The sequence below is a fragment of the Sphingobium sp. KKT206 genome, assembly GCF_055640555.1.
In genome coordinates, this window is record NZ_CM145764.1 from 1639885 (window position 1) to 1662247 (window position 22363).

Genomic DNA, 22363 nt, shown 5'->3' on the forward strand with positions numbered 1-22363 from the left:
TTCGTGACATATCGGTTCACGTCAGGGTCGAAAAAGCAGCCTCGCCGCCGACGGCGGAACGAAGCAGGACCTTGTTCGTCACCGGAAAGTCGAAGCGCGCGCTTTTGGCCAGTTCAGCTCGGGCCAAGGCAAATAGCAGATGAGGAAGCTCATGAGTGGAAGCCCGAGGAACGTTGTCATCACCGGTGCATCGAGCGGCATTGGCGCTGCAGCCGCGATTGCTTTCGCTGAGCAAGGTGCGCAGTTGGTGCTTGGGGCGCGAGGTGAGGAAGGCCTTGCTGATATCGCTCGCCGCTGCCGGGAAGCGGGGGGCCATGTCGAGGTGCGCGCGGTCGATGGCACCGACGCCGGCGCAATCGCAAACTTTGCCGCTGAAGCTCGAGACGCTTTAGGCTCAATAGATCTCTGGTTCAGCTGCGTGGGGGTGGGGGTTGTCGGCAAATATGAAGATGTCCCGATCGAGGATCACACCCGCGTCATCGCGGCCAACCTCCTCAGTCATATGAACGATGTTCATGCAGTCCTACCCATCTTTCTCGCGCAAAATCACGGCACCTGGGTGAATATGATCTCCGTCGGCGGCTTCGTCGCGACCCCATATGCCGCGGCCTATTCCGCCAGCAAATTTGCCTTGCGCGGCTTTTCACAGGCGCTCCGTGGGGAACTATCGAAAAGGCCTCACATCCATATTTGCGATGTTTACCCCACCTTCGTGGACACACCCGGCATCGACCATGCCGGCAATTACTCCGGTGCGAAGCTATCGCTGCCGCCAGGTTCTTTGGCGCCGGAGAAAGTTGCAAAAGCGGTCGTTAGACTTGCCCGCCGTCCCCGCAACACGACGGTGGTTGGGGCGCCCGCCATTGCTTTAAAGCTGGGACAGTTTGCTACGCCCAACCTTGGTGCCGCTGTTATGAATGGCTTTATGGATATTTGGGCAAAGAAGGCAGACCCTGGTGAGGATACAAGCGGAACTATCTATAATCCGTCCCACACTCCGAGCGGCATAGACGGTGGACGTCGCCGGCCCGATCAACGCCAAAAGGCGGCCGTGGCAACGGGCAGCCTTCTCGCTGTTGGCCTTGCTGGCATCGGTGCATGGCTCTGGCGTCGTCGGTCCTGAATGCCGTCAATGGTCGAGCAGCGGATGATTGCCACCTACAATGCATCACCCCGCTTCATTCTAGGTTCTCATGGCAGATCCTGTCGATAACCCTGCACCGGGAGGGAAATGCCGACAAACGTGGCAAACGAAAGCAATTTTGAATCCGAAGGTAAAATCTGGACGGACGCTTCTCCTCTCTGGCAGGTTCCGGCAAGGTCCGCTCGCTTGCGCGAGCACTGGACTGATCGAAGAGCCCTCTCGGATCGACCATAGATTGGTCTCCGGCGTTCCGAACGATGGCGCGGTCGATGTTCGACTCTCCTTCCCTGTCTAAGGCCAGGTCTGAGTGCGCGCTTTATTTTCACTGACCCCTATCGCAGAATTCACTGCCAAACACCGTGCATCCCCTGAAAAAATTCGGCTCCAGCTTCCGGGCCGAGATCTGGACCCAATGCGTCGTCGACACTCTTTCGGGCAAAACTCACCAAAACTATGGCGCCGCGCCTGCGCCCGCCAAACTGACGCCAAATCCATTCCGATAGAGGCAAAGCTACTCAGTGCAGCAGCGGCGCTTGAGGCAATGGTGGGCGTGGGGTCGATCGCAGTAGGTGAGGGCGGAACGCATCGCATTGTGTCCGCAGCTAATTCGCTTGCCGCAAATGCCGGCATGGTGCGCGCCCACACGCCTCGAAGGCGTGATTACTGGGCCGGGTGCGACGCGGCTCGTGCGATGGGCACTGCGCCGAACTACCGTGGCGAACCAGGTTATCGATCTGGAATGGATGGAGATGGCGATGGGATCGCTTGCGAGCCTTATCGCGGCAACTGACGTAGCCTTTGGACCAAAGGCATCGCCTCATGCTGCCCTTCTCGAACCTGCGCGATATACGCCATGCCGCACCTTAACGAGAAGACCCTCGTCGCACATGCGAGAAAGATAGCATCTGTGGACGCCGACATCGGTGAGGTCCTTCGTCCGAACCTCACCTTTCTCCAAAGCCAAGGCGACCGCTATCTGCCGAATTGTGGGCTTCGGTCCACCCGCGAGCCGTATGCGCTGCGCTCGATCGCGCTCGCGCTTCCGTACTCCATTGGTCGGTTGGCGGGGTTGTGGTAAAGGCGCGTCCCTAGCGAATCCCTCGATTGAAAAGCGCCGGTCGGTCACCGAGGATCGCATAATCGCCCTGTAGCGGGAAATCGTCTGACGCGCCTCATCCGTTGCGAGCCAAAAAAACTGTTTTGTTCGTGTCCTTTAAAGAGAGAGGCTCACGGAACGAAGGCTTCTCGGAAGGAAATTTCCGAAAACCGGAACCACAGTTCCTACCTCGTTGCCGACACCAGATTCCTTCGTCATCCTTCGCACGGTCGATTCGAATTTTGGCTTGCAATCTGTCGCTGGACGAACAGCCAGGTCCCTATCGATTGAACAAACATTGAACGAACGAGCAGGTGCGATTGAACCTGGACTCGAAGGCGCCACACGCTCGCCCCGAGCGATGAACCCCTCGCGTTCGGCGCCACGAAAGCATCAAAAAATGCGCTCGATAGCCGGATACGACTATGCTGCATCTGCAAATGCGGCACGGTATCGTTCCACAATTTTTCGAGATTCAGCTGACGGGACTCTGAAAAAGTTCGATATGTGAGCAAAGAGGATCACCAATTATTTCCCGATCGGGCGACCTTCACGGGTTGGGCTTCACCAGATCATCGACATGGTGGACGACTCCATTGGCGATCACGCTGCGCACCTTGAAGCTGTTGGCGATATTCTCGCGCGGATCGCCTTCCACCAGCGCGATGTCCGCGAGCTTCCCGGCTTCCAGTGTCCCGGCATCAAGGTTGAGCGCCTTGGCCGCGTTGACCGTAGCCGTCTGCAGCGCCTGGAATGGCGTCAGGCCTGCATCGACATAGGAGGCGATTTCCGCGTGGAGATTGGTCGCGATCATCGTGTCGGTTCCCGCGACGACTTGCGCCCCTGCATCATAGATTTTCTTGAGGCTGATGAGGCCCCCTGCCAGTAGCGGCCGAACCATCCGTGCCATGGGATCATTGTCGCCCGTCACGCTTTCCCGCGCCCAGCTGGGATAGAGGTTCACGCGCGGATCGGTTCGATAGTCGGGGTTCTTTTCCAGATAACCGGTCAGCGCCCCGAAATTGGTGGGCGTCAGCGTCCGGCCACTTCGGCCGAACAGTTGGATGACATCGTCATAGGCCATGCCGCCCGGTCCTTGCTTGGGCGAATAGCCGCGGCGGCTGGTCGCCCCCATATGTTCGGTGCCATCGACGCCGCTATAGGCGGCCGGATAGATTTCATGGCCCGATACGGGAATGCCCATGTCGTGCGCCGCCTCGACGATGCGCCGCTGGTAGAGGTCGGGCATGCGGACATAGCTTTTGACGACATCATATTGCAGCAGCCGGGCGCGTTCGAGTTCGCGTTCGAGATGCGCTGGTCCGGAAACGGCCACACCCATCTTGTAATAGACACGCTGCCATTCGAGCAGCGGTCCCCCGACATAGAGGCGCGGGCTGGGGCGCACGCCTGCCTCCGCCGCTTCCCGATCCTCGACGGCGTCATAGACTTGCGTGCCGGGATCGCGGACCGTGGTGATGCCATAGGCCAGCCACGCCTTTTCCAGGTTCGAGCCGAAATCCTTTTGGACATGGGAATGATATTCGATGAGGCCGGGCATGGCGGTAAGGCCGGTGCCGTCGATGACCGTGCCCCCCTCATGCAGCGCCGGGTCATGATCGCGGACCTGCGCGATACGATTGCCGTCGATGATGATGTCTTTGTCATGCTGGGTCGCATCAGTGACGGAGTCGATCAGATGGCTGACATGGACGACGGTGCGGCCCGTCGGCTTGGCCAGACGATAATGCAGGTCGATCGGCACGTCGGTCGTGACGCCGGTCGCCAGGTTGATCGTCTTCAGCATGTCGTTGGATTGATAGAGAAGCGTGTTCGAATCCGCTGTCCAGGTCGGGTAGAAGGCGGTGTCGTTCGTCTGGCTGCGCACTGGCCCCAATGGCTTGCCCGCCTTGTCCACGGGCCAGACCTTGAGCAGTCCTTCATAGATGCCCGCCATCTTCGTGCCGTCGGGCGACCAGGCGGGGCCGCTGCCGCTGCGCGTGTCGAGTGACATATTGGCCTGAGGTATCTGCCAGAATGGCTCGCCCTTGCCATCAGCCGGTATCACATAGACCTGGTTGGTGCCCTCGCGGAAACTGTTGGAAAATTTGTAGGAGAGGCTGATCGCTACATATTTTCCGTCCGACGACCAACTCGGACTGCCCGGCTGGCCAAGCGAGGTCTGCAGCCGTGTGACCTTGCCGGTCGCGACATCCACCACGCAGACACCCGCCACGCCCCAACGACCATCGACGTCGATGAAAGCGACGCGCGTGCCATCGGGCGACCAAGCCGCGCCGAGCGGCTGCGTATCGAGCTTGGTCAGTTGTCGATCCGTGCCCGTTTTCAGATCCTTGATCCACAGCTGCGGCAGACCACCGACACGATCCGAACTGAACACAATGCTCTGCCCATCGGGCGACCAGGCGGGATCGGCGTCGAGCGCGGCGTCCTTGGTCAGGTTTTCCGGCACCCCGCCCTTGGACGAAACGACATAGAGATCACCCAGTGCAACGAAGGCGATGCGACTGCCATCGGGGGAGATACGCGGATGCACGATGCCCAGCGCCCTGCGCGGCGCGGTCGAATCCCAATCGCGCTTGGCCCGCTTATAACTGGGTTTCACGACCTCCAGCGTTGCGGCGAAGTCGATCGTCGAGGGCGCCTTTGCCCCGCCCCGGCGGATCCTGCCGTCCGACACGTAGAAATAGCCGCCTGCCCCATCCCAGCTTATGCGGAAGGGAAAGACATTTTCCTTGCCACTGACGATCTTGCCGTCGATTGCCAGATGGCTGCCCGTGTCGTCCTGCACGACATAAGCCAGTTGCCCCGATGGCCCGAATGACGGCGCTTCGGCCCTTCCTTCGGCCTGTTTCAGCAGACTTTCCTGACCAGTAGACAGATCGACGACATAGATGGCGCTCGCCATCCCCTGCCCGCCGGAATAGGCGATCCGCGCGCCATCGGGTGACCAGGTCGGCAACCGGTCCTCGCGCGCGTGGCTGCTGACCTGCTTCATCGCGCCCGTGGCGATGTCGAGCGTCCAGATGTCATAATTGCCGCTGCGATCCGACGAAAAAGCGATCGTCTTTCCGTCAGGCGAAAAGACCGGCTCGCGATCATCGAACGTGCCTTCGGTCAGCTTGTGCATATCGCTGCCGTCGGGCTTGATGCTCCACAGGTCATAGCCACCATCGCGATAGGCGAAGTAGACAAGCCGCTCCCCATCGGGCGACCAGACCGGCTGACGTGCGTCATTGAAATAGTCGGTGATCCGCCTTGCCTTCCCGCCTTTGACCGGGATGATCCACAGACTGCCCTGCAGATCGACCGCCAGCCACTTGCCGTTCGGCGAAACGGACACGGCCATCGACGTCCCTTCATGCACGTCGAAGGCGATCGGTGTCTCGCCACCGGGCGGGGGCAGATTGGCAGGTTGGGCGATGGCCGGATTGGCAGTGCTGGCCATCAGGGCGATGGCGAAGGGTGTGAGCCGCATATTCATGATGATTTCCCCGTTCATTCCCTACCAGCCAAAGACGTAGCGTTCCCGCCGCACGTCCGCGCCGCCGCGCAAGGTGCCGGTTTCAGGCACCACGCCCGCAGCGACGATGCCCGTCGAGACGCCAAATGGCCCCAATACATCCAGCTTGTGCCCCCGCGCGGTCAGCGCATCGCGCACCGCCGGGGGCACGCGATCCTCAATCTCCAGCACGCCCGGCTCGTCCTTCTTGACGCCGAAGGAGCCGTGGAAATGATTGGAATTTATGCGCGGTGCCTCGATCGCCGCCTGGAGCGGCTCACCGAAGGCGAGGACGCGCAGCAGCACGTTCATGATCTGCTGGTCCTGATTGTCGCCGCCCGGCGTACCGATCGCCAGGAAGGGCGCGCCGTCCTTCAAGACCAAAGATGGCGACAACGTCGTGCGCGGTCGTTTGCCGGGAACAAGCACATTCGGGCTGTCGGGATCGAGATCGAAGATCGTCATCCGGTTGCTCATCGGCACGCCGGTATCGCCCGCAATATAGGCACCGCCCAGCATCCAGCCGGAGCTTGGCGTGCAGCTGAACAGATTGCCGTGGCGGTCCACCACTTCGATCGCGGTCGTATCGGCGGTGGGCACCGGCGGCTTTTTCAGCATGCGCGGGGTGAACGAAGGCGTGTCGCGCTTGCGTCCTTCAAAGGCCCAAGGGTCGCCATAGCGATGCTCCAATGACGCATGCGCCCGGATGTCCCTGGCGCGGGCGGCGGCATAGGGTTTGGACAACAGACCTTGCATCGGCACGCTGGCGAAATCGGGATCGCCGAAGAAGGCGTTGCGATCATCGAAGGCGAGTTTGATCGCCTCGGCGAGTATATGCAGATAGGCGTCGCTGCCCGGCGCCATCGCACCGATCCCGGCGGCTTCGGCAATATTCAGCGCCAGCAGCAGCGCTGGCCCCTGGCTCCAGAAGCCACCCTTGCACACGGTATAGCCGAACACTTCCGCAGTCGCCGGTGGTTCGACCCGGCCCTTATAATTGGCCAGATCCGCATAGCGCATCAGCCCGCCGTCCGCCTCCATCGCGGCACCGATGCGGCGAGCGATGTCGCCCTTGTAGAAGGCATCGCGCCCGGCCTGGATCGCGGCCTTGCGGTCCTTCGTCCGGGCAAAGGCCTGCCGATCGGCGGTGGCGATCGTCCGCATCGTGCGTGCGAGATTGGGCTGGCGAAATATCTCCCCGGTGCGCGGCAGCCTGCCGCCGGGATAATAGGCGTCATAGGCATTTTTATATTTGGATGTGGCTTTCTGCTGGCTGACGAACACTTCGGCCAGGAAATTATACATCACGAAGCCGTCCGCCAGTTCGATGGCCGGTGCCAACACCTGGTTCAGCGTCATCGTGCCGTTTAGCTGCAGCGCCAGCGCCATGGCGTCCACCATCGCCGGGACCGTGCCACCATTGGGGCCGTTGCCCGGTATCACGCCCAGCGCGGCGAACTGATCGACGGTCGCAAGCGCGGGGGCCGTTCCCTGGCCATTGATGACGGACGCCTTCTTCGTGGCCGCGTCATAGATGATGGTGGGGGCTTCACCGCCAAAGCCGAAATGGGAGATTTCAGTGACCGCTGCGGCAAAAACGGCGGCTACGCCTGCATCGGTGGCGTTGCCGCCCGCCATCAATATGCGGGTTCCGGCCGCGACCGCATAATGGCGGCCGGCCGCAACGATGCCGAACTGGCCGACGATTTCGGGCCGGAGCGTTTCGCCAGCGCTTTTGAGGCGCGTTGGTTCTGGCGGCGGCGTTTGCGCCTGGGCGCTGGTGCCGATCGGCCCGGCGATCGCGGCGGCTCCGGTCGCCAAAGCCCATTTGCCCAAGGCACGACGGTTCATTCCCGTAATCGGGTTCTCATCGTTCATCGTTGAAACTCCCCGTTTTTTCCTGCGCCGATACGCTTTATCCGGCGCCAATATGTCAGATGGGACCAAGGATGATCCGGTTACCGTCCATCCGCTTCGCCAGGCCCAGGCTTTCGGCTGCCGCCTTCGCAAAGCCATGCGGATCATTGGCGACAAACAGCCCCGTGATCGTTTCCTGCGCGATCAGCGGGTCGGCAATCATGATCTTCTCGTCATTATAACGCGCAAATTCCGCCGCCGCCTGCGCGAGGGAGGTGTCGCGAAAAGCGATCATCCCTTCGTGCCAATAGAGTTCCTGCGCGATCGCATCGGGCGAAATCCGGGCCGTCTCGATGGGGCTGGCCGCCGCCGGATCGAGCGCTGCGCGCATCCTCTGCACCAGCCTGACAGGCTGGGTCGCGACGTTGCGACGGCTCAGTTCAACGACGCCTTCACTGACGATCACGCCAACGGCGCGATCCGCTTGCCGCCGGACGGTGAAGGCCGTGCCGACCGCGCGAACCCGCGCATCGCCCGCTTCCACCACGAAGGGGACGGCCTTGTTTTTCGCGACATCGAACAGCGCTTCGCCCCTCGTCAGTATGACGGTGCGTGTTTGAGGCGTGAATCGCACTTCGATGCGGCTGGCCGTGTTGAGATTGACCACGCTGCCATCGGGCAGCGCCACCCGCAGCATTTCGCCCTTGGCTGTCTCATAATAGGTGCCCTGCCCCGACAGGTGCAGCCCTACGGCGGCGACTGCCGAGGCCGCAACCGCCGCGCCAGCGCCCCACAAAAGCTGCCTACGTGTCGCGCCGACCTTGGTTGGTGCGGCATGGATCGCCTGTTCGTCGGTTTGCGCCAGTTCGACGCGGGCGAGCGTCGCGCGGGCCATCGCCCAGGCACCCATGCGGCGGCTGTCCCCGGCCAGCCAGGCGTCCAGCTCCCGTCTGTCGGCGGCGCTGAGACCAGTCGCGTCACAGCGGGCCGCCCAGAGGGTCGCCTGTTGTTCTATCTCCGCGCTGCTTTCCCTGACTGTCATATGGCTCTGCATTTGAAATTCGGTCGTTAGACGCGACATGGCCGGTTTTTCCGCCACGTCCGAAAATATTTATCAGGGTGCGGATGCCGCGGCCGACATGTTTTTCGACCGTGCTTTCCGACAAACCCAGCTTTTGCGCGGTTTCGCGCTGCGACAATCCATGGACTTTGCGCAGGATGAAAACCTCGCGGCATTTGGCCGGCAATTGGTCAATTGCCTCCGCCACCAGCCGAAACTCCTCGCGCTGTTCCGCTTGCACGTCCGGCGGCAGAACCCCGGATTCGATGCTCAGCCGATCAATCTCGCTCAGCGTCTCCATCGAGACGACCGGCGCGCGTCGCACTTCGGTGACTATGACCGAAAGCGCGGCGCGGAAGAAATAGGCGCGTGGATTTTCGATATGGTCGACAGACGGCAGGGTCGCGAGCTTCGCATAGGTTTCCTGCACGACATCATCGAGCAGAAAGCCATATTGCACGCGCCCCGCCAGCCAGCGGCGCAGCGCTGGCTCATGCGGACAGATGTGGCGTGCCAGCCATATGGCTCTGCTATCCAGAATAGATCGACCCCTTACATCGACGATCGTCTGTAGCAACGAAAGGCACGCCCAAATCCGCCGCTAGAACAGCATGAAAAAAATGTGACAGGCGCGATGGCGGATATTTTCCGCTCTCGTGTCTTTCCACTGTGATCTGCGGCAGCATTCGCCTCCAAGCCGTGATCTGGAGAGGATGTCGGGCACCCGGAAAAGGGGCCGATCGGCATCGCCTGGCCGGGCGAATGAGTCGGCCCATGAACGGAATTTTCAGTGAGTGATCGACCATCGCGTGGCGCCTTGGCTGCGTGCGTCCGCTGGCGCGCGTCCGTGTGGGAGGGAAATGGGGGAACATGATGAACAAGACGAAAATCTTTACCATGCTGCTGGGGAGCAGCGCCGCTGCACTGGCGCTGACAAGTGGGACAGCCAGCGCCCAGCAACGCAATTTCGACCTGCCAGAAGGACGCGCGGTGGATACGCTGCCCTCCTTCGCGTTGCAAAGCGGCCTGCAGATCATCGCGCCGTCCAAGAAACTGCGCCACAGTCGCACGCCCCGTCTCTATGGCGCGCATGATGCGCGGCAGGCGCTCAAGCATATCATCCGGGGAACCGATCTCGTCATCTCCTCCGACCGTAACGATGTCGTCACCTTGCGCGATCGCAGCCTCAGCGCCGAACCCGGCGCGGTCGCAGCGTTGAAGCCGATTGCGTTTACGCAGTTGGAGACGGGCGGCACCATGTCGGACGCGCCGACCATGGGGTTGCCCGCCGAGCCGCAAGGCGAAAGCCGCGCCGAAATCGTCGTCGTCGGCACCCAGATCAGGGGCGCGAAGACAACGGGTGCCCTGCCCGTCACCGTCGTCGGTCAGGAACAGGTGGATGCCGTCGCGGCCGTTTCCGGCGCGGACCTGTTCCGCTCCATCCCGCAGCTCGGCGGCGTGACCTTCAATGAGCAGGTGCTGGGCGGCGGATCGGGCAATGCCGCGCGCGGCGACGTATCCACCGTGTCATTGCGCGGCCTGGGTCAAGGCAACACGCTGCTGCTGATCAATGGCCGCCGCACCGTCCTGCATCCCACATCGCAGGCGATTACCGGGGTGATCGATTCCGGCGTGCCGACCTTCGGCTTTAACGCCAACACCATACCCGTCGGCGCGATCGAGCGGGTGGAGGTGCTGCGCGATGGCGCGGCGGCGCTCTATGGGTCGGATGCCGTTGCGGGCGTCGTCAACAACGTACTCAAATCCAACTTCACCGGGGCGACCTTCGACGCGCAATATGGCGGGGCGGAAGGCACCAATTTGCGTGAGTTCACCGTCAATGGCCTCGTCGGGTTCAATTTCGGCGGCGGCCGGGGTAATGTCTCGCTCTTTGGCGGCTATGCGCAAAAGTCCAAACTCTATCTGCGTGACCAGGACTATACGGCCACGGCCGACCGGCGATCCTTCGTCGCGGGCACGCCCTTTGCCAACAATGCGAGCTTCAACGGGACATCGACCAGTACACCTTGGGGCACGTTCCAGGCCACCGGGACCGGAGTGATCACCAGCAATGGCGTCGCGCTTACCAACGCATCGCGCCAATTCCATATCCAGCCATCGACCAATGCCGGTTGCCAGGTTGCGGCCGGTACGCCGGGCATGTGCTATGATGATGGCAGCGGCACGACGCAGATGGCGAACGTCGATTCCAACCTCCGTTTCAACCCCAATGCCACATTCACGGACTTGACGACCCAGCCATCGGTCAAACGCATCAACCTGTTCAGCTTCATCAATTATGAACTGACGGACAATCTCGATTTCTTCGGTGAACTGGGCTTCTACCAGGGCAAGACCGAAGCCAATATCGGCACGGGCGGATCGCTCGCCAACATCCCGATCACGGTGGCGGCGGACGCCTATTGGAACCCCTTTGGCCCTGTCGGCTCGCCCAATCGTCTTCCCGGCCTCAACATCCCCGACGAAGGACTGCCCGTTACCATCCGCAGCCTCAACTATGTCGATGTAGGGCTGCGCAACGTTAATGTGACCAACCGGCAATATCGCATTCTCGGTGGCCTGCGCGGCATGTTCGGCGACTGGAACTGGGAATCGGCGGGGCTATATAGCTGGGCGACGGTCAAGGACACTATGGACGGCACGTCCAGCAGCCTGCTGCAAGCGGCGATCAACAAGACGACGTCTGATGCCTATAACCCATTCAATGGCGGCAGCCTGTCTGATCCCTCGGTTGGTGACGGCACACCCAATGCCGATGCGATCGTCGACAGCTTCCGCATTCAATCGACCCGTCGCAACAAGACATCACTGGCGCTTTGGGATTTGAAGATTTCCAATGCCAATCTGATCGGTCTTTGGGCCGGGAACAGCATCGGCATAGCGACCGGCGTCGAGTTTCGGCGCGAAACCTTCGATGACAATCGCGATCCTCGGCAAGGCGGTGTGGCCGGTGTCGACATTACCTATACCGATGCGGTCACGGGCATCTTCTACGGGTCGGACCTGATGGGGGCCAGCCCCAGCCCCGACGTGTCGGGCAAGCGCAAGGTCTGGTCGGCCTATGCCGAAATCGCGCTGCCTTTGGTCAGCCCGGACATGGAAATCCCCATGATCCGCTCCTTCGATATCCAGATCGCCGGACGCTATGAACGCTATAGCGATGTGGGTGACGTCGCCAAACCCAAGGTCGCGGCGAGCTGGGATCTGCTGCAAGGCTTCCGCCTGCGCGGTTCCTGGTCCCAGGGTTTCCGAGCGCCGAACCTGGAAGTCATCAACACCGCGACGCTGGACCGCGTCAATGGCGGCACCGAATATGTGCTGTGCGAAGCCGACCTGCGCGCCGGGCGCATCAGCAGCTTCTCCCAATGCGCGCGCAACGTGTCGGTACTGCGGCGGTCGGGCGGCAATCCTGATCTGAAGCCCGAAGAATCCACCAGCTGGAACTTCGGCGCCGTGTTCCAGCCGCCGCTGCCCGAAGGTTGGGGCAATGTGACCTTCACCGTCGATCGCTGGCGCATCAAGCAGAAGGGCGTCGTGGGTCTGCTGGATTATCAGAATGCGCTCAACCTCGACTATCTGTTGCGGGTCCAGGGCAGCAGCAATCCCGCCGTCGTGCGCCGCGAACCGACGGCGGACGACATCGCGCTGGTGGCGGGCACGGGCTTGGCACCAGTGGGTGAGCTGCTCTACGTGACGGCCCCCTTCCAGAACCTGTTGCCGATCCAGGTCGATGGCATCGACTTCAACCTCGACTATCGCGTCGGCACCACCAATTTCGGCAAGTTCGGGCTGAACGTGAACGCCGCGCGCCTCATCAAATATCAGCTCGACGCCCCGGCTGCCGTGCAGGCGGTGACCGATGGTCAGGCGGCTGGCGAGATCAACGCGGCCGTGCCTGTTCCCGGCGGTGGCGATGTCGTCGGACGCGACGGTCAGCCACGCTGGCGCATTTCCGCCAACCTGACCTGGGACTATGGCCCAGTGACCATCGGTGCCTTCACCCAGTTCATCGATGACGTCTATCAGGACGCGGTGTTCGATGCGGACGGCAACCGGTTCGTGGTCAAGGGGCAGACGACCGTGAACCTCTATGCCACCTATAAATTCGACAGCGGCATGATGAAGGGAACGGCGATCACCGTGGGCGCGCGCAACATCTTCGACAAGGATCCACCGCTCGCGTCGGGCGGCTATCTGTCCAGCCTGTATCAGCCGCAGGCGCGCTATTGGTACACCAGCATCAAAAAGTCCTTCTGATGTGGGATGAAGGTCTGGCCCGTCGCGATCTGATCGCGGCGGGGTTCGCAGGCGCAGCGCTGCTCGGCCTGCCTGGTCGAGCGGCTCTGGCCCAGTCGGGGAACAAGGCCCCCGATGCGCCGCGCAGCAGCCCGGCGGTGGCCAGGGCGCATCGCGTCGAAGTGCCGATGCCCCATGGCGGAGTCGCGGCGGGGCACCCGCTGGCGGCGATGGCGGGCACCCGCATGCTGATGCAGGGCGGCACGGCAGCGGACGCCGCTGTTGCCGCCATGGCGGTGATGAATGTCGTCGAACCCTGGGCATCGAGCGCGGCGGGCAATGGTTTTGCCACCTGTTTCGAACGACGCAGTGGCAAGGTTCAGTCGCTCGCCTTCACCGGTGGTGCGCCTGCCCTGCTCGACCCGAACGTCGATCCCAAGGAACTGGACAGCGGGCACAAGGCTGTGGCGGTGCCGGGCGCGTTCGGTGGGTGGATCGCGCTGGCCCAGAGATATGGGCGGCTGCCGCTGGCGACATTGCTCGAACCCGCCATCGGCTATGCGCGCGATGGGCATCCGCTCGATGCCTCGATCGCGATGTTCATCCGCCGCCAGCAAGCGGTGCTGGCGCGCCATCCGACCAGCGCGGCGATCTTCCTGCCCGGCGGCCAGCCGCCCGCGCCGCGCGCCATCTTCCGCAATCTGCCCTTGGCGCGCACCTTCCAAAGTCTCGCCGACGCGGAAACGCGGGCGCTCAAAAGCGGGGCCGACCGGGACCAGGCGCTGTCCGCCGCCTATGATCAGTTCTACATCGGCCCGATCGCGCAGGACATGACCCGCTTTTCGCAGGCCAATGGCGGCTGGCTGCGCATGGAGGATATGCGCAGCTATCGCCCGGTCTGGGACAACCCCGTTTCGACCGTCTATCGCGGGATGGATGTTTATTGCAGTCCGCTCACCTCGCGCACCGGGCTGGAACTATGCGAACAGCTCAACATCGTGGAGGGCTGGGATCTCGCGTCCCTTGCCAGCGATCGCGCCAGCCTCACGCATCTGCTGATCGAGGCGATCAAGATCGCCAAGGCCGATGTCTATCGCTACGCGGGCGACCCCCGCTTTGTCGATGTGCCCGTCGCCACATTGCTGTCCAAGGATTTCGCCGCGACGCGCCGCAAACTGATCGACCGCATGCAAGCCATCGCCTTTCCCGAAGGCGCTACGCTGGCGAGGAGCAAGCAGCCTGATCGACAGGCGGCCGCTGATGAAGACACACGCGGCGGCGACACCACGAGCCTGTCGGTGGTGGACAAGGAAGGCAATGCCATTGCCGTCACGACGACGATCGGCGGCGGCTTTGGGACTTCGGTGGTGATGGGCGACACCGGCCTGTTGTGCAATAATGGCCTGCGGGTTGGATCGACGGCCCCCTATCCCGGTCATCCCAACGCCGTGGCACCGGGCAAGCGTGCGCTGCTCGGCAACGGCCCCATCATCGTACTGGACAAGGGGCAATTGAAGCTGCTGTGCGGCACGCCGGGCGGCGAAACCATCGGGCAGACCCAGTTCCAGTTCCTCGTCAACGCCCTCGACCTGGACATGCCGATCCAGCAGGCGATTGAAGCGCCCCGCTTCGCGCTCAATGCCAGACCCAGTTTCTACAAGCCGGGTGCTGCCATCACCATACAATTGGAAGACCGTTTCGCGCCCGCGGATGTCTCGGCGTTGAAGGCCAAAGGCCATAGCGTCGAGATGGTCGGCGCCTTCGCCATCGGCAGCATCCAGGGCGTCATGGTCGACCCGTCCGGCGCACGCATGGGCGGCAGCGATCCCCGCCGCATGGGATATGCGGTAGGCTATTGAAAAGATTTTGCTGTTCATCCGGTATGATCATCAGTCTGATCATATTTGGTGCGGGCGGTCGGAATCGAACCGACACTCCTTGCGGAACCGGATTTTGAGTCCGGCGCGTCTACCAGTTTCACCACGCCCGCACGGCTGGGAGAGGCCAAATGGCAAAATCCGACGCGGGCGTCCAGCCGAAAATGGCTTTGGCTGTCGCCAACATCAATTGGCGGCGATTTTCGGCATATGTTGCGATGCGGGCCAAGGGGCGATAGCCTGACTTGCGCTATGATCCGCCCGCGTTATAAGTGCCGCTTCGTGCAGACATAGATAATTTCAACGGAGAAGGACCATCCTTTGACCGAATCGTCTGCCACGTTCCTGTTATTTGGTGCCACCGGTGATCTGGCGCGCCGCATGATCTTCCCCTCGCTTTACAATCTGTTGGCGGATGGCCTGCTGCCTGACGATTTCCTGATCGTCGCGTCGGCACGGTCGCCGATGAGCGACGAGGATTTTCGGGCCGATGTCGATGCCGCATTGCGCCAATTCCTGGCGTCGGATCGCTATGATGCCGCGACCGCCGAGACCTTCGGCCAGATGATCGTCTATCAGCCGGTCGAGGCGGGCAAGGCCGAGCAGTTCGTCGCGCTGGCTGATCGGATCGATGGGCGGTTGGAGCGCGGCCTGTCAGTCTATCTTTCCACCCCCCCGTCCCTGTTCGCGCCCACCGCGCAAGGGCTGGCGCAAGCGGGCCTTATCACGCCGCTGACGCGGATTGCGATGGAAAAGCCGATCGGCAAGGATCTGGCTTCTTCCAAGGAGGTCAATGACGGCATCGGCGCGATGTTCGCCGAAGAGCAGATTTTCCGCGTCGACCATTATCTGGGCAAGGAAACGGTCCAGAACCTGCTGGCGCTGCGCTTTGGCAATGTCATGTTCGAGCCGCTGTGGAATGCCACCGCGATCGACCATGTCCAGATCACGGTGGGCGAGACCGTGGGGCTGGAAGGGCGCGTATCCTATTATGACGGCGTCGGTGCGCTGCGCGACATGGTGCAGAATCATATGCTGCAAATCCTGTCGATCATCGCGATGGAGCCACCCGCCCGGATGGACCCGACCGCCGTGCGTGACGAGAAGGTGAAGGCCCTGCGGTCGTTGCGGCCGATGACGGCGGAAACGGTCAAGACGCATAGCGTGCGCGGCCAATATACGCCGGGCGCGGTCGGTGGCCAGATCGTGACCGGCTATGCCGACGAACTGGGCCAGCCATCGGACACCGAAACCTTCGTGGCCTTGAAGGCGCATATCGACAATTGGCGCTGGCAGGGCGTGCCCTTCTACCTGCGCACCGGCAAGCGGATGCCCGCGCGCCAGTCCGAAATCATGATCCAGTTCAAGCCGGTGCGCCACTCCATCTTCGGCCGCGACGGGCATGGGACCGGACTGGAGCCGAACACGCTGATCATCCGGTTGCAGCCGGAGGAATATATCCGCCTGCTCATCATGTCGAAGCGGCCGGGACTGGAGCGGCAGGTGCTGCTGGACGAAGTGACGCTGGACGTATCGCTGACCGCTGCCTTTGCCGGACAGCGTCGGCGCATCGCCTATGAACGGCTGATCCTGGACCTGCTGGCGGGCGATCAGACGCTGTTCGTGCGCCGCGACGAGGTCGAAGCGCAATGGGCCTGGATCGATTCGATCATTGGCGGATGGAAGGAGGCGAATATGAAGCCCGCCGCCTATTCATCGGGGAACTGGGGGCCGTCATCGGCCATTGCCCTTATCGAACGAGACGGAGCAAGCTGGCATGAGTGAACTACACCCCGTAATCGCCAAGGTGACCGAGCGCATCGTCGCGCGCAGCGCCAAGCGGCGGCGCGCCTATCTCGACCTGATCGAGCGCGGTCGCGAAGCGGGCACCAATCGCGATCAATTGTCCTGCGGCAATCTGGCGCACGGCTTTGCCGCCAGCGGCGAGGACAAGCCGGCGATCCGCACGGGCCAGGCGATGAATATCGGCATCGTCACCGCCTATAATGACATGCTCTCTGCGCATCAGCCCTATGGCCGCTATCCCGAACAGATCAAGATCGCCGCGCGCGAAGTCGGGGCCACGGCGCAGGTCGCGGGCGGCGTGCCCGCCATGTGCGATGGCGTGACGCAGGGCCAGTCGGGCATGGAATTGTCGCTGTTCAGCCGCGACACCATCGCGCTGTCGACCGCCGTGTCGCTCAGCCATGCGATGTTCGAAGGCGTTGCGCTGCTCGGAATTTGCGACAAGATCGTGCCGGGGCTGTTGATGGGGGCCCTGCGCTTTGGCCATCTGCCGACCATCCTCATTCCCGCCGGGCCGATGCCATCCGGCCTCGCCAACAAGGAAAAGGTCCGCATCCGTCAGTTGTATGCCGAAGGAAAAGTCGGCCGCGACGAATTGCTGGAGTCCGAAAGCGCCAGCTATCATGGCGCGGGCACCTGCACTTTCTACGGCACGGCCAACTCCAACCAGATGATGATGGAAGTCATGGGGTTGCACATGCCCTGCGCCTCCTTCGTCAATCCCGGCACGAAGCTGCGCAGCGAACTGACCCGTGCGGCGACGCATCGGCTGACCAGCATCGGGTGGGACGGCGATGATTATCGTCCACTCGGCCATTGCGTCGATGAAAAGGCGATCGTCAACGCCATCATCGGCCTGATGGCGACCGGTGGCTCGACCAACCATGCGATTCACCTGCCCGCGATTGCGCGGGCCGCTGGCATCAGCATCGATTGGACCGATTTTGCCGAGATCTCCGACGTCGTGCCGCTGCTGGCGCGGGTCTATCCCAATGGATCGGGCGATGTGAACCATTTTCATGCGGCAGGCGGCATGAGCTTCATCATCCGCGAGCTGCTGGATAGTGGCCTGCTCCACCGCGACATCCTGACCGTCGCGCGCGGCGACCTGACCGACTATGGTAAGGAGCCGGTGCTGGAGGACGAAGCGCTGCAATGGCGCGACGTGCCCGTATCGCGCGACGAGAATATGCTGCGGCCCGTGTCCAATCCGTTCAGCGCGGATGGCGGCATGCGCTTGCTGGCGGGCAATCTTGGCCGCTGCGTGATGAAGGTCAGCGCGGTCGATCCGGCGCTGTGGACGATCGAAGCGCCCGCCGCCGTCTTCCATACGCAGGACGATGTGCTGCGCGCGTTCAAGGCGGGTGAACTGGAGCGGGATGTCGTGGTCGTCGTCCGCTTCCAGGGGCCAAGGGCAAATGGCATGCCTGAACTGCACAAGCTGACCCCGGCGCTGGGGGTGCTGCAGGATCGTGGGTTCAAGGTCGCGCTGGTCACCGACGGGCGCATGTCCGGCGCATCCGGCAAGGTGCCCGCCGCCATCCATCTGTCGCCCGAAGCCCTTGGCGGCGGTGCCATCGCCAAGCTGCGCGATGGCGACATCGTGCGGGTCTGCGCGCAGCAGGGCGTGATCGAGGCGCTGGTCGATGCAGCGGAGTGGGACGCGCGCGATATGCCGCCTGCCCCGCCCGCGCCCTATGATACGGGCCGGGAGCTGTTCGCGCTGTTCCGCCATCATAGCGATCTGGCGGAACAGGGCGCATCGCCGCTGCTCGCCGCGATGGAAACCGAGCTTTGACCCACTAACCGCCGTCATTCCCGCGAAGGCGGGAACCCATCTCCCAGCGTTGCGGCCAAGGCCAAGGCCGGAGATGGATCCCCGCTTTCGCGGGGATGACGACCAGAATATGTTTGAGGGGCCTGACCATGACCGACATCATCGCCGCCGACATTGGCGGCACCAATGCGCGCTTCGCCCGTGCATCGCTCGACGACCGCGGCGTGCCGACGCTCGGCACCGTGCGCAAATATAAGGTCGCCGACTATCCCAGCCTGCAATCCTGCTGGCAGGCTTTCGTCGATGACGAGACGGCGGCCGATCCCACGCCGCTGCCCGACGCCGCCGCCATCGCCTTTGCCACCGCGATCGGGCGCGATGTCATCAAGCTGACCAACAGCAATTGGGTGATCCGCGCCGACACGCTGGCCGAAGATCTGGGCGTGAACCATGTGCGGCTGGTCAATGATTTCGAGGCCGTGGCCCATGCCGTGTCCCGTCTGCCCGATGAGAATCTTCCCCTGTTGTTCGGGGAGGACCGGCCGTTCCCGCGCGATGGCGGGGTGACGATCCTTGGCCCCGGCACAGGCCTTGGCGTCGCAATGATCGCCTACGACGATGATCATCCCCATGTCATCGCGACCGAAGGCGGGCATCTCGACTTCGCGCCGCTCGATCATATGGAAGAGAAGATCCTCTCCTATCTGCGCGACAAATTCCTGCGCGTCTCGACCGAACGGATCGTGTCGGGGCCAGGCCTCAACTATATCTACAAGGCGATGGCGACGATCGGCCATGATCGTGTCATGCTGATGGAAGACCCCGAATTGTGGCAGAGTGCGCTCGACGGGACCGATCCTTTCGCCCGCGCCGCGCTTGAACGCTTTTGCCTGTGCTACGGGTCGGTCGCGGGCGACCTGGCGCTGGCGCACGGACCCCATGCCGTCGTGCTGGCAGGCGGGCTGACGCAGCGGATGCGCGACTTCCTGCCGCACAGTGGTTTCCATACCCGTTTCAAGGCCAAGGGCCGGTTCGAAAGCCTGATGGCGAGCGTGCCGATCCGCCTGGCCGTCCATGATGAAATCGGCCTGTTCGGGGCCGCCGCCGCCTTTAGGGAGATGAAGAAATGAGCAAGCTGACCGTCGAACAGGTGATGGAACTCGCCCCGGTCATTCCGGTGCTGGTGGTCGATCGGGTGGAAGATGCGCTCACCATCGCGCGCGCGCTAGTGGCGGGCGGTTTGCCCGCGCTGGAAGTGACGCTGCGCACCCCCGCTGCGCTGGATGTCATCCGCGAGATGAGCAAGGTCGAGGGGGCGATCGTCGGCGCGGGCACGGTGCTGAACCCCGCCGATCTCGATGCCGCGATGGAAGCGGGCGCGCGCTTCATCGTCAGCCCTGGCCTCACCACGCCCTTGGGCAAGGCAGCGATCGGGGCGAAAATCCCCTTCCTGCCCGGCACGGCAACGGCGGGCGACATCATGCGGGGGCTGGACATGGGGCTGACCCATTTCAAATTCTTCCCCGCCGAAACATCCGGCGGCCTGCCCGCGCTCAAGGCCTTGGCCGCGCCGTTGCACATGGCGCGTTTTTGCCCGACCGGCGGCATCACCGCCAAATCCGCGCCCGAATGGCTCGCCCAGCCCTTCATCAAATGCGTTGGCGGCAGCTGGATCGTGCCCAAGGGGCCAGTCGATGGCGCAAAGATCGAGGCGCTGGCGAGGGAAGCCGCTGCGCTTCCCCGCTGAGGCCATTGCGCCTGCCCGCCCGCTTGCCTAGATGGACGCCATGAACCCGCGCCGCCTTCTTGCCACGCTTGCCCTGCTGCTGTCCGGTTGTACCGGATCGCAGCAAGGCTATCCCTCGCTGGCCAAGCGGGCGGTGGAGGGCGCGCCGATGGCGGAGATCGCGCCGCCCCCTGCCCCGAACGCGGCCGATGCGCCGCTGACGGCGGAAATCGCCCGCTATGTGGCGCAAGCGGACAAGGGGCGCAGCGCCTTCAATGACGCCTATGTCCGGGCCGATCGGGCAGCAAAGACCGCGTCGGGCGCGGCCGTATCGAGCGATGCCTGGGTTGCAGCGCAAGTCGCGATCAGCGCCCTCGAATCGGCGCGCAACGACAGCGTGTCGGCGCTCGCCAGCCTCGACACCCTCTATGTCCAGCGTAGCAATGCCATTGCCGATGGCCGGGAACGGGGCGGCCTGGCGGAAATCGATACTGCCCGCGCCGCGACGCTGGCGATGGTGGACAGCCAGAATGACCGGATCGATGCGATGAAGGGCCGCCTCGCGCAGCCCTGACCAGCCGTCAGTCCAGGGCGTCCTTCACCGCGCCCTTATGCGCCTTGGCATAATGAACGTAGCGGTCCGCCCCGCCGCGCAACTGGACCAGCGCATCATCCGACAGGTCGCGCATATATTTGGCCGGACGCCCCGCCCATAGCTGGCGATGGGGCAGCGTCTTGCCGGGCGACAGCAGCGCACCCGCCGCCAGCATCCCGTCGCTTTCGACCACGCAGCCATCCATGACGATCGCGCCCAGCCCGACGAAGGACCGGTCCTGCAAGGTGCAGCCATGGATCATCGCCATATGGCCGATCAGCACATCCTCGCCGATGATCGTCGGCCAGCCTTCGGTCGGGCGGCTGATGCCATCGCCGGGGCTGTCGCAATGGATCACCGTGCCGTCCTGCACATTGCTGCGCGCGCCGATGCGTATCCTGTTCACGTCGGCGCGGATGACGCAATTATACCAGATGCTGGCATCCTCGCCGATCTCGACATCGCCGATGATGCGGCATCCCGGCGCGATGAAGGCGCTGGGATGAATCAGCGGTGACTTGCCGTTGAAGGGGATGATGGAGACATCGGGATAGTCGCGCATCTTACGCGCCCAGCAGGCGCGCGGCGTGCAGCGCATGATAGGTCAGCACCCCGGAACAGCCCGCCCGCTTGAACGCCATCAGCGTTTCGAGGATCAGCGCGTCGCGGTCCCCCGCGCCCGCAGCGGCGGCATGTTCGATCATCGCATATTCGCCCGACACCTGATAGGCGAAGACCGGCACTTCAAACCGTTCCTTCACCCGTCGGACGATGTCGAGATAAGGCAGACCGGGCTTGATCATCACGCTGTCTGCCCCTTCCGCGAGGTCGAGCGCGACTTCGCGCAGCGCTTCCTCGCTATTGGCCGGGTCCATCTGATAATTTTTCTTGTCGCCCTTGAGCAGCCCGCGCGATCCCACTGCGTCGCGGAAGGGTCCGTAAAAGGCGCTCGCATATTTGGCGGCATAAGCCATGATCTGGACATTGGCGTAGCCGCTTTCCTCCAACGCCGCGCGGATCGCGCCGACCCGGCCATCCATCATGTCGCTCGGCGCGATAATGTCCGCGCCTGCCGCCGCCTGGTTGAGCGACTGGCCGATCAGCACATCGACGGTGGCGTCATTGACGACATAGCCGGTGCCGTCGAGCAGCCCGTCCTGGCCATGGGCGGTATAGGGGTCGAGCGCCACGTCGGTCAGGATACCGATGTCGGGCACGGCATCCTTGATCGCGCGGATCGCCCGGCACATCAGATTATCGGGATTGAGCGCCTCGGCCCCATCGTCGCTGCGCCGGTCGGGCTGGGTGTTGGGGAATAGCGCAAGGCAGGGAATGCCCGCGTCGCGCGCGTCGCGGGCGCGGTCGACGATGCCGTCCACCGACCAGCGCGACACGCCGGGCAGCGCAGCAATCGGCTCTTCGACCTGCTGCCCTTCGGTCACGAACAGCGGCCAGATGAAATCGCTTGGCGACAACCGGTTTTCAGCAAACATCGCCCGGCTCCAAGCCGAGGCACGAGTGCGGCGCAAGCGCAGCGCCGGATAAGGGGCATGGGTCATGCCGCAGGTCTAGGCGCGCGGTAACGGGGGATCAAGGGCAAGCCGGGATCGAGCCAGTTCAGCGCGCAGTACCCAACCCGGCCACG

The 22363-nt window shown here is 63.0% G+C and carries 17 protein-coding genes and 1 tRNA gene; 10 read left to right on the top strand and 8 right to left on the bottom strand.

Translation table 11 applies throughout. The annotated features are described in order from the left end of the window. Positions 1 to 139: 139 nt before the first annotated feature. Positions 140 to 1123 (top strand): SDR family oxidoreductase, encoded by a 984-nt coding sequence (locus ACZ2HM_RS07725; RefSeq protein ID WP_470426689.1) that lies wholly within the window; start codon positions 140 to 142, stop codon positions 1121 to 1123. Between the two features lie 712 nt (positions 1124 to 1835). Beyond that, positions 1836 to 1934 (top strand): excalibur calcium-binding domain-containing protein, encoded by a 99-nt coding sequence (locus tag ACZ2HM_RS07730; RefSeq protein ID WP_470426815.1) that lies wholly within the window; start codon positions 1836 to 1838, stop codon positions 1932 to 1934. A gap of 27 nt (positions 1935 to 1961) precedes the next feature. On the opposite strand, the gene ACZ2HM_RS07735 is transcribed toward ACZ2HM_RS07730, so the two are convergent. After that, positions 1962 to 2108, bottom strand: coding sequence for a type IV toxin-antitoxin system AbiEi family antitoxin domain-containing protein (locus ACZ2HM_RS07735; protein WP_470426816.1), 147 nt, complete (start codon positions 2106 to 2108; stop codon positions 1962 to 1964). Here ACZ2HM_RS07735 and ACZ2HM_RS07740 point away from each other — a divergent pair. Next, complete coding sequence (locus tag ACZ2HM_RS07740; RefSeq protein ID WP_470426898.1) at positions 2052 to 2222, top strand: hypothetical protein; 171 nt, start codon at positions 2052 to 2054, stop codon at positions 2220 to 2222. The two genes, ACZ2HM_RS07735 and ACZ2HM_RS07740, sit on opposite strands and share 57 nt — an antisense overlap. Positions 2223 to 2790: 568 nt before the next feature. Here ACZ2HM_RS07740 and ACZ2HM_RS07745 read toward each other — a convergent pair. Genes ACZ2HM_RS07745 through ACZ2HM_RS07760 form a run of 4 tightly spaced genes read right to left on the bottom strand, consistent with a single transcriptional unit; the run spans position 2791 to position 9257 of the window. Then, on the bottom strand, positions 2791 to 5745 hold the full coding sequence (locus tag ACZ2HM_RS07745) for an amidohydrolase family protein (RefSeq protein ID WP_470426690.1): 2955 nt from the start codon (positions 5743 to 5745) through the stop codon (positions 2791 to 2793). 21 nt (positions 5746 to 5766) lie between these two features. Next, the gene (locus ACZ2HM_RS07750) at positions 5767 to 7641 is read right to left on the bottom strand and encodes a gamma-glutamyltransferase family protein (protein ID WP_470426691.1); all 1875 of its coding nucleotides are present in this window, start codon (positions 7639 to 7641) and stop codon (positions 5767 to 5769) included. 55 nt (positions 7642 to 7696) lie between these two features. Then, entirely contained in the window at positions 7697 to 8662 is a 966-nt protein-coding gene (locus ACZ2HM_RS07755) for a FecR family protein (protein ID WP_470426692.1), read from the bottom strand. Next, positions 8598 to 9257 (bottom strand): RNA polymerase sigma factor, encoded by a 660-nt coding sequence (locus ACZ2HM_RS07760; protein WP_470426693.1) that lies wholly within the window; start codon positions 9255 to 9257, stop codon positions 8598 to 8600. The genes ACZ2HM_RS07755 and ACZ2HM_RS07760 overlap by 65 nt, the downstream gene beginning before the upstream one ends. A gap of 680 nt (positions 9258 to 9937) precedes the next feature. Between ACZ2HM_RS07760 and ACZ2HM_RS07765 the strand changes: the two genes are divergently transcribed. Beyond that, entirely contained in the window at positions 9938 to 12958 is a 3021-nt protein-coding gene (locus tag ACZ2HM_RS07765; protein ID WP_470426817.1) for a TonB-dependent receptor domain-containing protein, read from the top strand. Next, entirely contained in the window at positions 12958 to 14796 is a 1839-nt protein-coding gene (locus ACZ2HM_RS07770) for a gamma-glutamyltransferase family protein (protein ID WP_470426694.1), read from the top strand. The genes ACZ2HM_RS07765 and ACZ2HM_RS07770 overlap by 1 nt, the downstream gene beginning before the upstream one ends. Positions 14797 to 14842: 46 nt before the next feature. Here the strand turns inward: ACZ2HM_RS07770 and ACZ2HM_RS07775 are convergent. Further along, a tRNA-Leu gene (locus ACZ2HM_RS07775) sits at positions 14843 to 14927 on the bottom strand. Positions 14928 to 15135: 208 nt separating this feature from the next. On the opposite strand from ACZ2HM_RS07775, the gene zwf reads away from it, so the two are divergent. From zwf to ACZ2HM_RS07800, 5 genes are all read left to right on the top strand, one after another. Continuing rightward, positions 15136 to 16599, top strand: coding sequence for a glucose-6-phosphate dehydrogenase (zwf, locus tag ACZ2HM_RS07780; RefSeq protein WP_470426695.1), 1464 nt, complete (start codon positions 15136 to 15138; stop codon positions 16597 to 16599). Then, positions 16592 to 18418 carry a phosphogluconate dehydratase gene (gene edd, locus ACZ2HM_RS07785; RefSeq protein WP_470426696.1) on the top strand — a complete coding sequence of 609 codons (1827 nt, stop codon included), beginning with the start codon at positions 16592 to 16594 and terminating at the stop codon, positions 18416 to 18418. The genes zwf and edd overlap by 8 nt, the downstream gene beginning before the upstream one ends. Before the next feature lie 128 nt (positions 18419 to 18546). Then, the gene (gene glk / locus ACZ2HM_RS07790; RefSeq protein WP_470426697.1) at positions 18547 to 19527 is read left to right on the top strand and encodes a glucokinase; all 981 of its coding nucleotides are present in this window, start codon (positions 18547 to 18549) and stop codon (positions 19525 to 19527) included. Then, on the top strand, positions 19524 to 20144 hold the full coding sequence (gene eda / locus ACZ2HM_RS07795; protein WP_470426698.1) for a bifunctional 4-hydroxy-2-oxoglutarate aldolase/2-dehydro-3-deoxy-phosphogluconate aldolase: 621 nt from the start codon (positions 19524 to 19526) through the stop codon (positions 20142 to 20144). Before glk ends, eda begins: the two co-directional genes overlap by 4 nt. Before the next feature lie 40 nt (positions 20145 to 20184). Continuing rightward, positions 20185 to 20697 carry a hypothetical protein gene (locus ACZ2HM_RS07800; RefSeq protein ID WP_470426699.1) on the top strand — a complete coding sequence of 171 codons (513 nt, stop codon included), beginning with the start codon at positions 20185 to 20187 and terminating at the stop codon, positions 20695 to 20697. 7 nt (positions 20698 to 20704) lie between these two features. Here the strand turns inward: ACZ2HM_RS07800 and ACZ2HM_RS07805 are convergent, their stop codons facing one another. Together ACZ2HM_RS07805 and hemB are read right to left on the bottom strand one after the other, a co-directional pair. Continuing rightward, complete coding sequence (locus tag ACZ2HM_RS07805) at positions 20705 to 21280, bottom strand: gamma carbonic anhydrase family protein (protein ID WP_037475946.1); 576 nt, start codon at positions 21278 to 21280, stop codon at positions 20705 to 20707. Position 21281: 1 nt separating this feature from the next. Then, complete coding sequence (hemB, locus tag ACZ2HM_RS07810; protein ID WP_470426700.1) at positions 21282 to 22277, bottom strand: porphobilinogen synthase; 996 nt, start codon at positions 22275 to 22277, stop codon at positions 21282 to 21284. Positions 22278 to 22363 lie beyond the last annotated feature (86 nt).